This is a genomic window from Hallella absiana, from assembly GCF_025457485.1.
Classification (GTDB): domain Bacteria; phylum Bacteroidota; class Bacteroidia; order Bacteroidales; family Bacteroidaceae; genus Prevotella; species Prevotella absiana.
On sequence record NZ_JAMXSP010000026.1, the window covers coordinates 1 to 13938 of the forward strand.

A 13938-nucleotide genomic window follows, 5' to 3' on the forward strand; every position below is an offset into this window, starting at 1 on the left:
TTCCGAGAAAGAGATTGTCGAATTCTATAACCTCCGTGGAGGGAAGGAACGCATCTTCGATGACATGAATAACGGATTCGGCTGGAACAGGCTTCCAAAATCCTTCATGGGAGAAAACACGGTGTTTCTTCTGCTTACGGCACTCATACGCAACTTCTATAAATTCATCATGGCGAGGCTTGACGTGAAGAGGTTCGGACTCAAAGCAACAAGCCGCATCAAGGCGTTTGTCTTCAAGTTCATCTCTGTGCCAGCAAAATGGGTCAGGACATCAAGGCAGTATGTGCTGAATATCTATTCATGCAACAACGCTTATGCTGATGTGTTCCAGAATGACTTTGGATAACACCGGCAACTTATGGTCGTGATTTTGCGTATTGCCTCAAGTCGCATGGTGGGGTAAGGGGCATTTATATGTCTTTATGGTGACATTCGATGCACTGTGCCCCCTTTTTACTAACGATGCAGATTATTTTCGCTTCTGTATCATATTAGGCGCGTAGTTGCGGATTTGAGGTTAACTGCATTTTAACTGTGCTATTATTGCGATAACTATTCAGCTGCCATATCGCCCTTTGGCGATAACAAGTTGTTGATATAACAGGGTTAGTTATATAGAAGCGAATGGACGGAGGGATCCCCACCCTAACCCTTATGTTCTTTATAGGCGGAAAGCAGTATTCCCGTAGGAGCGAAGCAGCATTATCATGGAGGCGAAGCTATGTTCTCGTGGGATCAAAGCTATGTTCTCGTGGGATCGAAGCTATGTTCCCGTGGGGTCAAAGCTATGTTCCCAATGTTGTAACGCTATAGAAAAAGATCGTTCGCTAAGCAGGGAATGATTAAAAACTACGCAGCGAAAGACCTTTTGTTAGAAAGAAAATCCAAACGAGATTTTTGTAAGCCAGTGGACGCGCATACTGTATTTTTTTGTCTCCAGACTTGTTTCTGTCTAATATTTCACTTATCTTTGCAATTACAAAACCATATTAAAGAACTGCCCGTCATGCGCACTCCTGTTTTTCTGACCCTGCTGTTTCTCTGTCTCCCCGCCAGCACGTTGGTGGCACAGACCCGCCATCACGGCAAGCGACCGGTTAAACTGCAAATACCCATAGACAGCCTCACCGTCAACGGCACCTCGCTGGGATCTGTCGACGTGGTGACCGAAAACCACATGAACAAAGGTTTGGTCATCAACCCACTCAACGCCCTCACGGGTCAGGCTGCCGGCGTGAACATCACATCGGGCGAGAACCGTATGGCACAGCTCAGCTCGGTGCGTGTGCGAGGCACCACGTCCATCACCGGCGGCAACGACCCGCTCGTGATCATCGACGGTGTATATTCCGACCTTAGTGCCCTTTCTTCAGTATATCCCTCCGACATCGAGAGTTTCACCATCCTCAAAAACGCTGCCGAGACCGCACAATACGGTTCCCGTGGAGCCTCCGGTGTCATCGAGGTAAAGACCAAGCGAGGCAGCGGAACACAGTTTCATATCTCCTACGACGGAAACATCGGCTTCGAGTCGAAATACAAAACGCTCGATATGCTCGACGCTCCGGGATACATCGCCACGGCACAGGCGCTCGGCCTCTATTATAAGGACGAGGGCAGCAACACCAACTTCCAAGACATCATCACACGCACCGGATACATCGCCAACCACCATGTGGCCTTCAGCGGTGGCTCCAAAGAGTCGAGCTACCGTGCCTCGCTGAGCGCCATGGACCACAACACGATCATCCGCACCAACTCCTATCGCAACTACGCCGCCAAGGCCGACCTCACGCAGTGGGCCTTCGACGACCTGCTGAAGATCGACTTCGGTGTCTTCGGCTCGTCACAGAAAAGCCACGACCTCTTCAATCCCTGGGAGGTCTTCTACAGTGCGGCAGCACAAAACCCGACCATCCCGGCTGCCACCAATGCAGACGGTACCGGTGACAAGAACAACACCGCCGAGCAGATCAACCACCCAATGGTATTGCTGAAAAAGAAAAACGACACCAAGAGCCTCAACTTCGACACACACATCGACATGGACTTCAACCTCCTGGGGATGATCAGCGGTAAGAACGACGACAACGAGCCCTCGCTCCACCTGCTTCTGCTCGGTGCCTACAGCTATAACTCTTTGGAAAACGCTACCTTCTGCCCTACTTGGATCTGGGCTCAGGGACAGGCCACCCGCGGCGAGCGCAAGACCGAGTCATGGTTGGGCAATGCACAGCTGAAGTTCGCCGACACATGGGGCGCGCACCATCTCTCCGCCACGCTGCTGACCGAATATCAAAAGAGCAACGCCAGTGGATTCTGGACGCTCGTCAAAGGTTTTACCACCAATGAACTTGGCTACGACAACCTCGGCGCTGCCTCCACCGTCCCCTACGGTGGCACGGGATCTGACGCCGACAGCCCCTCGTTGCTCTCGTTCATGGGTAGTCTGAGCTATACCCTTCTCGACCGCTACACGCTCGGTGCAAGTCTGCGTGCCGACGGCAGTTCTATGTTTGCCAGCGGGCACAAATGGGGTGCTTTCCCCTCTGTGTCTCTTTCTTGGGATCTCACCAAAGAGCCTTTCTTCCATGCCCTTAGCCATCTCTTCGACATCATGCGGCTGCGCACCGGCTACGGACAGTCGGGAAACCTCGGCGGCATCTCGTCGTACTACTCACAAAACCTCGTCAAACCCATCGGCACCGTGTCGGTCGACAACACACCCACCACGACCATGGGACTCTTCCGCAACAGCAATCCCAACCTGAAATGGGAGACACGATCGACCTTCAACGTCGGCACCGACATCAGCCTGTGGCACAACCGCCTCGTGCTCACAGCCGAATACTACTATTCGCGTACCACCGACATGCTCTATCAGTACGATGTGCCCGTACCGCCCTTCACCTTTGACAAGCTGCTCGCCAACCTCGGCAAGATGAGCAACCAAGGTGTGGAGTTCGGACTCGGCGTCACCGCCATCAGCCGTAAGGACATGGAGCTGAACGTCAACCTCAACCTCTCGTTCCAAAAGAATAAGCTCATCTCGCTCTCGGGCGAATACAACGGCTATCAACTGACGGCACCAGACATCACGTCCATCGGCTCTCTCAGCGGTGCCGGTTTCCATGGCGGCGAAAACAACATTGTCTATCAGATAGTAGGCCAACCCGTCGGCGTGTTCTACCTGCCTCACTGCAAAGGACTGGTAAAGAACGAGAACGGTTCTTATATGTACGACATCGAAGACCTCGACCACAACGGGCGCGTCAACATCGAGGACGGCGGTGACCGATACATCGCCGGACAGGCCACACCAAAATGGACGCTCGGATCGAACATCAGTTTCCGATACAAGGACTTCGACATCTCGTTGCAGATGAACGGTGCCTTCGGACACAAGATCTACAACGGCACGGCGCTGACCTATATGAACATGTCGAGCTTCCCCGACTACAACGTCATGAAGAAGGCGCCCGGCATGAACATCAAAGACCAGCGCGCTACCGACTACTGGCTTGAGCGGGGCGACTATCTCAACTTCGACTATCTCACCGTCGGCTGGAACGTACCCCTGCACTCACGCTATATCAGCCGCCTGCGCCTGTCGGCCTCGGTCAACAACCTTGCTACGATTACGGCCTACAGCGGACTGACGCCGATGATCAACAGCTATGTCGTCGACTCCACGCTGGGCATCGACGACAAGCGGTCCTATCCCGTCTACCGTACCTTCAGCTTCGGGGTGAGCATTCAATTCTAAGTTTCAGCGTTTCTGCCAACAAGTAAACCGTCATTCATCATGATGTCCATTCAACGTCTTCTATACTGCTTCGTCCTTGCGGTCTCCCTCTTCTCCCTGTCATCCTGTGTTGACGAGGACACCAAAGGACTACTCCCGGAGGAGGAAGCCTACAACAGCAGCACAAATCTGTATATCAACACCGTCGCCACCTTATATAATTATATCGGCGGCAACAGCGACTCGCAAGGTCTTGAGGGCACCGTGCGCGGGCTCTACGACTACAACACCTTCACCACCGACGAAGCCATCATCCCCATCCGCGGCGGTGACTGGTACGACGGCGGCTTTTGGCAAAACCTCTACGAGCACCGTTGGACAGCCTCCGACGAGTCGCTCTACAACACATGGCTCTATCTCTACAAGGTGGCTATGCTCTGCAACCACAGCCTCGCCGTCATCGACGCCAACCGCAGCCTGCTCACCGACAAAGACTATCTGGCCTATACCTCCGAGGTGAAAGCCGTCCGCTGCCTATTCTACTACGAACTCATGGATATGTTTGGCCGCATCCCTTACGTCACGAAAGATCAGGAGTCGTATGCCGATGTCAAGCAGCAGGAGCGCAGCACCGTGTTTCACAACATCATCGACGAGCTGCAGTCATGTCTGCCCTATCTTGCCAACGAGCACAGCAACCTTGAGGGTAACTACTACGGACGCATGACGCGCCCCGTAGCGCAGTTTCTGCTGGCCCGACTCTTCCTCAATGCCGAAGTCTACGCCGACGATGACTGGACCGACAAGCAGCACCCCGACGGCAAGACGATGACCTTCAGCGTCGACGGACAGACGATGAACGCTTGGCAAGCCTGCATCCACTACTGCAATGAAATAGAGAAAGAGGGCTATCAGCTACAGCCCGACTACGCCTTCAACTTTAGCGTACACAACGAGACTTCCGTGGAAAACATCTTCACCATACCCATGGACAAGATCAAATACCAAAATCAGTTCTGGTATCTCTACCGCTCGCGACACTATGCCCACGGCGGTGCCATCGGCATGGATGCCGAAAACGGCACCTCGGCAACGCTCGCCACCGTACATGCCTACGGCTACGGCACCGACAGCCTCGACACGCGCTTTGCCATCAACTTCTATGCCGACACCGTAAAAGTCGACGGGAAGGTGGTGACACTGGAAAGTGGGGAACCCCTCGTCTACCAGCCCTTGGTGATGGCAGAGAACCTCACCTACTCGCCCTACGAGAAGACAGCCGGTGCACGAATGGCCAAATACGAGATAGACCGCAAGGCCTACGCCGACGGCAAACTGCAGGACAACGACATCGTGCTCTTCCGTTTCGCCGACGTGCTGCTCATGCGCGCCGAGGCAAAAGTGCGTAACGGTGAAAACGGACAGAGTGATTTGGATGCTGTACGCCGTCGCGTGGGAATGCCATGCCGCCCCGCAACGCTCGACAACATCCTGCGTGAGCGGTTGCTCGAATTGATGTGGGAAGGCAGCCGCCGGCGCGATCTCATCCGATACGGGCTATTCCATAAGGCCTACGACACCAGAAAACCCATTGAGAGTGAGAGCGACGCCCACACCATTGTGTTCCCTATCCCCACAAAAGCCATTGACCTCAACAACAAGTTGACTCAGAACAAGGGCTATAAGACGGAAAAATAGAATCAAACAACGGCTTATTCGTATCACTGCAGCACCTGCGTCATGCAGCGCACGGCAGCATAGCCATATAGGACTCATACCTTATTATTTATAGCTCCAGAGAAATTTATTCCCCACAAATGGCAAGAAATTGAAGAAAATTGTGTAAGTTTGCAATTGGAATACAATCACCAACTACAAATTGTCAAACAGAAAGCAATCATTATGAAGAGAAAGAAATTCCTTTTGGACGAGAAGGATGTCCCCCGTCAGTGGTACAACATCCAAGCCGAGATGCCCAACAAACCTATGCCGCCCCTGAATCCAGCGACCCACAAGCCGCTTCATGCCGACGACCTGGCACATATCTTCAATCAAGAATGCTCACGGCAGGAGCTCGACCAGGAACACGCTTGGATCGACATCCCCGATGAGGTGCGCGACAAATACTGCTACTATCGTGCCACGCCGCTGGTGCGTGCCTATGCGCTGGAGAAGGCGCTCGACACCAAGGCACATATCTATTTCAAGAATGAATCGACCAACCCCTTAGGTTCCCATAAGATCAACTCCGCCCTGCCCCAGTGCTACTACTGCAAACAGGAGGGCGACACCAACGTGACTACCGAGACCGGTGCCGGACAGTGGGGCGCTGCACTCAGCTATGCCGCCAAACTCTACGGACTGGAGGCCGCCGTGTATCAGGTGAAGATCACGATGCAGCAGAAGCCTTACCGCTCGATGATCATGCGCACCTTCGGCGCTACTGTGGAGGGATCGCCCTCTATGTCGACTCGCGCCGGAAAGAACATCATCACGGCTGACCCCAACCATCCCGGCTCCTTGGGTACCGCTATCTCTGAAGCCATCGAACTGGCCACCACCACACCCGGATGTAAATACACGCTGGGCTCGGTGCTGAACCATGTCGCACTCCATCAGACTGTCATCGGACTGGAAGCTGAGAAGCAGATGGAGATGGCTGGGGAATATCCCGACGAGGTCATCGCATGCTTCGGTGGCGGTTCCAACTTCGGCGGCATTGCCTTCCCCTTCATGCGCCACGTCTTCGACGGCACACACAAAGACACGAAATTCATCGCCGCAGAGCCGAACAGCTGTCCAAAACTCACTCGCGGCAAGTTTGAATACGACTTTGGTGACGAGGCCGGCTACACGCCCCTACTGCCGATGTTCACCCTGGGCCATGACTTCAAGCCCGCCAACATCCATGCCGGTGGCCTGCGCTACCATGGTGCCGGCGTCATCATCTCGCAACTGCTCAAGGACGGCTATCTCGCCGGCATGGACATCCCTCAGCTGGAAAGCTTCGCCGCCGGCGTGCTCTTCGCCCAGACCGAAGGTATCATCCCCGCTCCAGAAAGTTGCCACGCCATTGCCGCCACCATCCGCGAGGCCAAGCGCGCCAATGTGGAGGGGAAGGCTCCTGTCATCCTCTTCAACCTCTCGGGCCACGGCCTCATCGACATGCCGTCGTATATGAGCTATATCAACGGCGACCTGGCAAACTACACGGTCACCGATGACGAGATCGAGAAGAACCTCGAAAAGGTGCCGTTGACCATCGACAAGTAAATACACACAAGAACAAAACGACCTCCACAAGACCTTGCAACCGACATTGCAATAGTCCCGTGGAGGTCGTCTTTATTTAGCAGAAAAGTAATAGTAACTCTATCTGCCTATCCATTCACCTTCTTGATGATACCTTGTCCCTCTTCCACCGCCTTCATGTTCAGCGGTATCAGGTCGTGATGGCGCTCAGGTAGCGTCTTGTAGAGTGCTTTCTGCAAGCCGTCGGTGCTGACGATCGGACAGACTTTGAGCAGTCCGCCGAGCACGATCATGTTGAAGACCTTGGAGTTTTTCATTTCCGCAGCCTTATCCATGGCATCGATGCGATAGATGGTGATGTCGTCGCGATGCGGTGTCTCGGCGATGCCATAACCGTCGTAGATGAGGATGCCGCCCGGTTTCACCTTCGGCATGAACTTTTCGAGTGAGGGCTGGTTGAGCACGATAGCCACGTCGTAGTGGCTGAGAATCGGTGACGAGATGCGGTCGTCGCTGACAATAACCGTCACGTTGGCCGTACCGCCACGCTGCTCCGGTCCGTAGGCTGGCATCCACGTCACTTCCTTTCCCTCCATCAGTCCGGAGTAAGCAAGGATTTTTCCCATGGAGAGCACGCCTTGGCCCCCAAAACCTGATATGATAATTTCCTTTTTCATTGTCTTGCGTTATAATCGTGAAAGACTATTTCAAGCCTGTGGTATCCTTGAAGTCGCCTTTATGATATTCCTCAAACATATACTGCCGCATCCACTCGTTGGCCTTGACAGGACTGAGATGCCAACCACTGCTACAGGTGGAAACAATCTCGACGAGCGAAGATCCCATGCCCTTCATCGAAGCCTCGAAGGCCTTGCGGATGGCTTTCTTGGCCTGAAGCACAGAGGCCACGGTGTCCACGCTCTGTCGGGTGACGTAGCAGGTGCCACGCAGCTTGGCGGCCAGCTCGGTGATGTTGAGCGGATAGCCGTGCAACTCCGGATCGCGGCCGTAGGGACAAGTCGTGGTTTTCTGCCCGATGAGCGTCGTAGGAGCCATCTGACCTCCCGTCATGCCATAGATGGCGTTGTTGATGAAGATGATGACAATATTCTCACCACGATTGAGCGCATGGATGGTCTCTGCCGTACCGATACAGGCCAGGTCGCCGTCGCCCTGATAGGTAAACACGAGACGGTCGGGCCACAGACGCTTGATGGCTGTGGCCAAAGCTGGTGCACGGCCATGGGCAGCCTCCTGCCAGTCGATGTCGATATAGCGATAGGCAAAGACTGCGCAGCCCACAGGTGAGACACCGACGGCTTTCTCTTCCATGCCCATGTCGGCAATTACCTCAGCCACGAGCTTATGCACGACGCCATGGCTACAGCCCGGACAGTAGTGCATCGGCACGTCGTTGAGCAATTCCGGCTTCTGATAGACAACGTTCTCCGGCTGAATGATTTCCTCCCTATTGATTTTTTCACTTGCCATTTTCTTCCAATTTTGCTTTAAGTTCTTCTACGATCTCTGTCGGGTCAGGCACGATGCCACCCAAACGACCGAAATGGCTCACGGGCACCTCATTGCCCACAGCGAGCCGCACGTCCTGGATCATCTGTCCGGCATTGATCTCGGCCACAAGGATGTGGCGCTTTCCTTTCGCCATCTCTGCCAGTGCTTTGCTGGGGAACGGCCAAAGGGTGATGGGACGGAACAGTCCTGCCTTGATGCCCTCCTCACGGGCGAGCTCAACACTCTTCTCCGCGATACGGGCAGCACTGCCGAAAGCGACGATCAGACAGTCAGCGTCCTCGCAGTGTTCGGTCTCAAATCTTACCTCCTTCTCCCCGATCTCACGGTATTTGGCCTGCAGGTGCAGATTGCGTTGCTCCATGACTTCCGGCTTCAACTCCAGCGAGGTGATGATGTTGGGCTTGCGGTTTTTCGTGCGTCCGGTAGTGGCCCAAGGACATTCCTTGATGACTTCCTCGTCGGTGCGACGGGGCTTGAAGGGTGGCAACACCACCTTTTCCATCATCTGTCCGATGACACCGTCACTGAGAATCATGGCCGGATTGCGATAGCGGAAAGCCAGCGTGAAAGCCAGATCCACAAAGTCGGCCATCTCCTGCACGGACGCCGGCGCGAGCACGATGACGTTGTAGTCGCCATTGCCGCCACCACGCGTAGCCTGGAAATAGTCGCTCTGACTCGGCTGGATCGTGCCCAGTCCGGGACCGCCGCGCTGCACGTTGACGATGACACCGGGCACCTCGGCACCAGCCATATAGGCGATGCCCTCTTGCATCAAGGCCACGCCGGGACTCGAAGAAGTGGTCATCACACGTTTGCCGGCACCGCCGCCGCCATAAAGCATGTTGATCGATGCCACCTCACTCTCTGCCTGCACGACCACCATGCCGGTGGTCTCCCAAGGCTTCAAAGCCGACAGCGTCTCTATAATTTCTGTTTGGGGAGTGATGGGATAACCGAAAAAGCCGTCCACACCACAGCGTATGGCAGCGCGGGCAAGTGCCTCGTTGCCTTTCATCAGTGTTACTTCCTGTTCCATGATTCCTTATTTCTGGGTAGAGGCCATAGGCTCTGCCACTTCTATTCGCTTACGATAAACCGTGATACATCCGTCGGGACAGACAATGCCACACGAGGCACAGCCGATGCAGTCGTCCGGTCGGGCCGCCACGACGTAAGGATAGCCGTGAGCGTTGACCTTTCTCTCAGCCAAGGCGATGACGTTCTTCGGACAAGCCACCATGCAAAGCGTACAGCCCTTGCAACGGTCCACGTCAACGACAATGGCTCCAATGTTTTTCTTCATAACTGAAATGGGTATTATATAGGTTAAGGACGATGTTCTTAGCACGCACGGAGCACGGCTAAGGATTATAGATGTCCTTACAATAAAAGTTCATGATGTCTTCCAGCATCTTCTCCGCCACCACGGCGGGACTGTTGGGATCAAGGGCAATGGCCTGCAGATAGCAGTTCATCGCGGCGGGGAAATCCCCTTGTCGACGGTGTTCATTACCCTGATGATAGTATTCTTCGGAACTCATACTTCTTTTATCTCGCTTTTTTTGCATTACAAAAGTATAGATAATCCTACAAGCGACATGCATGAACGCTGACATTTTAAGCTATTTTTATATAGTTTCTGCCCAAACTTGCACATATCTATAGATACGTGCAAGTTTTATTTCACAACCCGCAACGAAAGAAAACAAAAAGAGCCACTTCTTTTCGTCTACAACCAACGGAACGAAAAGAAGTGGCAAAAAATCAAGAATTGCACATATCAAACGATTTTGTGCGTATTTTCGGCTACATTGAAGACCTCAACAAGAGTGCTGCATATTTACTTACACTTCATTGCTTTGAGCACCTGCACGGCCTCTGCCACGCTGGGCACTTGCCCAATACGCACCTGCCGGTGGCCGCGACTGTCCTTGAAGGTACAGCGCCGTGGATTATTCATCACATAGTGGATGATGCTGCCAAACGTCTTGCTCTGATAGTAGGGGCTGTCTGGCTGTGAGACAAACTGCATGCTCATGGTACCTTGCTTGAGGATGATCTTCTCACAGCCTTCGTCCTTGCCCAGTCGGCGAAGGGCTACCACCTGCATGAGTTCCTCGCCCTCCGGCGGCACAGGACCAAAGCGGTCGGTGAGCCGCTGACGGTATGCAGCCAGGTCCTCGTCGGTCTCAATGTTGTCAAGCTCTCGGTAGAGCAGCATGCGCTCACTGCTGCCCGGCACATAGGTCTCGGGGAAATACATCTCCAGATCGCTCTCCACGGCGCAGTCCTCGACGAAATCGCTGGCCTTGATGTCTTCGCCGGCCTTGAGTTCCTCGGCATAGAGATCGCCGAGCTCTTCGTTTTTCAGTTCACTGACAGCCTGGTTGAGAATCTTCTGATAGGTCTCGTAGCCCAAGTCTTCCATGAAGCCGCTCTGCTCGGCACCCAGCAGATTGCCCGCACCACGGATGTCCAGATCCTGCATAGCGAGGTTGAAACCACTGCCCAAGTCCGAGAAGGTCTCCAGAGCCTCCAGGCGCCGGCGTGCTTCGGGCGTCATCGCACTGCGAGGCGGGGCCAGCAGATAGCAGAAGGCCTTGCGGTTGCCACGGCCCACACGGCCACGCATCTGATGCAAGTCGGAAAGTCCAAAATGGTTAGCGCCGTTGATGATGATCGTGTTGGCATTGGGGATGTCGATACCATTCTCCACAATCGTCGTAGAGAGCAGCACGTCGTAGTCGTAGTTGACAAAGTCGGTGATGACCTTCTCCAACTCTTCGGGCGGCATCTGTCCATGACCGATGACCACACGACAGTCGGGCACATACTTATGTATGAGGTCTGCAATCTCCTGAAGATTGGAGATGCGGTTGTTGACAAAGAACACCTGACCGTTGCGACTCATCTCAAAGTTAATGGCATCGGCGATGATCTCATGGCCGAATGTACACAGTTCGGTATGGATGGGATAGCGGTTGGGTGGCGGCGTGCGCATGATGCTCATATCGCGGGCTCCCATCAGACTGAACTGCAACGTACGCGGAATCGGTGTGGCAGACATCGTAAGGGTGTCGATATTGCTTTTCAGTTTCCGCAGCTTCTCCTTTGTGGACACGCCAAACTTCTGTTCCTCGTCGATGATGAGCAGTCCAAGGTCGTGCCACTTCACGTTTTTGCCCAACAGCTTATGCGTACCGACGACGATGTCTACCTTGCCGTCAGCAAGTCCGCTAAGCACGTCCTTGGTCTGCTTGGCAGTGCGGGCTCGGGAAAGATACTCCACCCGCACGGGGAAGTCCTTCAAGCGCTCACGGAATGTCTTAAAATGCTGATAGGCCAGCACTGTCGTGGGCACGAGCACAGCCACCTGTTTGGAGTCGCACGCTGCCTTGAAGGCGGCACGCACCGCCACCTCGGTCTTGCCGAAGCCAACGTCACCACAGACAAGCCGGTCCATAGGACGGGCCCGCTCCATGTCGGCTTTGACGTCCTGCGTGGCCTTGAGCTGGTCGGGGGTATCCTCGTAGAGGAAGCTGGCCTCAAGCTCGTGCTGCATGAAATTGTCGGCAGAGAAGGCAAAGCCCTTCTCATGGCGACGCTTGGCATACAGGCGGATGAGGTCACGCGCGATGTCCTTGATGCGTTTCTTGGCCTTCTCCTTCAACCGCTCCCAGGCTCCGGTGCCGAGCGTGCTCAGCCGTGGCGGCTCGCCCGTGTCACTGCCGCGGTACTTCGAGATTTTATAGAGTGAGTGGATGGAGACGTCGACTTTATCGTTGTTCTGAAAGATGATACGGATGACTTCCTGGTATTGTTGTTCACCCGTCTTTCCATTGGCATTCTGTATAGGCACACGCACAAGGCCACCAAACTTGCCGATACCAAAGTCGACATGCACCACGTAGTCGCCGATTTCCATCTCCTGCAACTCCTTCATCGTCAAGGCCATCTTGCCCGCACGGGCGCGGTCGGACTTGAGATTGTACTTATGGAAGCGGTCGAAGATTTGGTGATCGGTAAAGAAACACGCCTTCATGTCATCATCGGCAAAGCCTTCGTGAAGCGTCTTGTCCACGGGCGTGAAGACGATACCTGAGCCCCGGCCGGCAGACATCGAAGAAGCATCGTCACCGCTCATCTCGTCGAAGATGTCCTTCAGACGCTGTTGCTGTTTGCGGCTGTCGGCGAGGATATAGAGATGATAGCCACGCAGGAGATAGTCCTCGAACGACTGCCGGAGCAAATCGAAGTTCTTGTGGAAGAGCGGTTGCGGCGTGACGTGAAAAGTGAGAACGGCATGAGCGTCAGTGGCAGTGTGACCATAGACGACACGTCGGAGCTCCAGTATGTCCTCCTTCAACTGCGAAGGAGAACAGAGCACGCTTTCGCGGTTCATGTCGCGCTGTATCTCGGCCTGCTCCATCTCGGTCGCGTCTTCGAGACGCTCAGTAAGTGCCTGCGATGAGAAGCCCTCGTTATAGACGCGCTCCACCGTGTCGCAAATGAAACTTAAGTCACGGCAGACGAGGACGGCGTCGTCGGGAACGAAACGAAGAAAAGGTACCTTCTCGGTAGTTTCCTTTGCCAATTCGGGCACAATCTCCACTTCCTTGCGCCGCTCCTTGGAGAGCTGATCCTCAACGGAGAAAGACCGGATGGTGTCGATCTCGTCGCCAAAGAAGTCGATACGGAACGGCAACTCGCTGGAATAGGAATAGACATCGAGGATGCTGCCGCGCACGGCAAACTGTCCGGGCTCGTAGACATAGTCCTGCTCGGTGAATCCGAGATCGCGAAGCCTGTGCTCCACCTCCACGATGTCAATCCGCTGTCCCACGCTGAGCGAGAGCCGGTGGTCGTCGATATGTTTTTGCGAGACCACAAGTTCCGCCATGGCCTCTGGATAAGTGACGACAAAGAGCGGTTTCTCATGGGTAGTATGTTGTTGGCGCGCCGCAATCTGGGCAAGCACCTCTGTACGCAGGATCTCGTTGGCAGCATCACGCTGTCCGTATTTCACCGCACGGCGATAGCTCGAAGGGAAATAATAGATGTCGTAGTCGGCAGGCTGACTGCTGTCCGCGCCCGTCTGGCCGTCCGGTGAAGGATTGTTTTGCTGTTCGGCCTTTATTTCCTCCGCAACTTTCTTTTCCGCCGTGTTGAGAACAGCGGGCAAGAGATCGTTGTAAAGGTAACCGGCTTCGTCAGCATCCTGCATGACGAAAAGAAAGGTATTGTCCAGCCGTGGGGCAATACCTGCAAAAAGAGTCGGCAATGCCGACCCCACAATATCCTTGAGGAAGACACTCTTGACAGAGGCGTCTTCCAAATATTTGACCAATGCACCGGCTTGCGGCAAACGGCCGTAAAGTGTCTGTATATCGTGTATATCCATGTCT

General features: G+C 54.3%; 9 protein-coding genes and 1 pseudogene. 4 read left to right on the top strand and 6 right to left on the bottom strand.

Features of this window, described 5'->3' with window-relative positions; genetic code table 11:
• From NG346_RS11395 to NG346_RS11410, 4 genes and pseudogenes are all read left to right on the top strand, one after another.
• A pseudogene (locus NG346_RS11395) lies at nt 1–346 on the top strand (IS1380 family transposase); the annotation flags it as partial.
• A gap of 660 nt (nt 347–1006) precedes the next feature.
• Nucleotides 1007–3766, top strand: a complete 2760-nt coding sequence (locus tag NG346_RS11400) for a SusC/RagA family TonB-linked outer membrane protein (protein ID WP_262280881.1) — start codon at nt 1007–1009, stop codon at nt 3764–3766.
• 42 nt (nt 3767–3808) lie between these two features.
• Entirely contained in the window at nt 3809–5443 is a 1635-nt protein-coding gene (locus NG346_RS11405; RefSeq protein ID WP_262280909.1) for a RagB/SusD family nutrient uptake outer membrane protein, read from the top strand.
• 204 nt (nt 5444–5647) lie between these two features.
• On the top strand, nt 5648–7018 hold the full coding sequence (locus tag NG346_RS11410; RefSeq protein ID WP_262280882.1) for a TrpB-like pyridoxal phosphate-dependent enzyme: 1371 nt from the start codon (nt 5648–5650) through the stop codon (nt 7016–7018).
• Nucleotides 7019–7125: 107 nt separating this feature from the next.
• Here NG346_RS11410 and NG346_RS11415 read toward each other — a convergent pair whose 3' ends face one another.
• The 6 genes from NG346_RS11415 to mfd all read right to left on the bottom strand — a co-directional run bounded on the left by NG346_RS11415 (nt 7126) and on the right by mfd (nt 13934).
• Nucleotides 7126–7674 (bottom strand): 2-oxoacid:acceptor oxidoreductase family protein, encoded by a 549-nt coding sequence (locus NG346_RS11415; protein WP_154533801.1) that lies wholly within the window; start codon nt 7672–7674, stop codon nt 7126–7128.
• Nucleotides 7675–7699: 25 nt separating this feature from the next.
• Nucleotides 7700–8488 (bottom strand): thiamine pyrophosphate-dependent enzyme, encoded by a 789-nt coding sequence (locus tag NG346_RS11420; protein WP_262280883.1) that lies wholly within the window; start codon nt 8486–8488, stop codon nt 7700–7702.
• Entirely contained in the window at nt 8478–9572 is a 1095-nt protein-coding gene (locus NG346_RS11425) for a 3-methyl-2-oxobutanoate dehydrogenase subunit VorB (RefSeq protein WP_262280910.1), read from the bottom strand. Before NG346_RS11425 ends, NG346_RS11420 begins: the two co-directional genes overlap by 11 nt.
• Before the next feature lie 3 nt (nt 9573–9575).
• A complete protein-coding gene (locus NG346_RS11430; RefSeq protein WP_262280884.1) occupies nt 9576–9836 on the bottom strand; it encodes a 4Fe-4S dicluster domain-containing protein in 261 nt (86 codons plus the stop codon).
• Between the two features lie 58 nt (nt 9837–9894).
• Nucleotides 9895–10074 (bottom strand): tetratricopeptide repeat protein, encoded by a 180-nt coding sequence (locus tag NG346_RS11435; protein WP_262280885.1) that lies wholly within the window; start codon nt 10072–10074, stop codon nt 9895–9897.
• Nucleotides 10075–10373: 299 nt separating this feature from the next.
• Entirely contained in the window at nt 10374–13934 is a 3561-nt protein-coding gene (mfd, locus tag NG346_RS11440) for a transcription-repair coupling factor (protein WP_262280886.1), read from the bottom strand.
• Nucleotides 13935–13938: the final 4 nt, after the last annotated feature.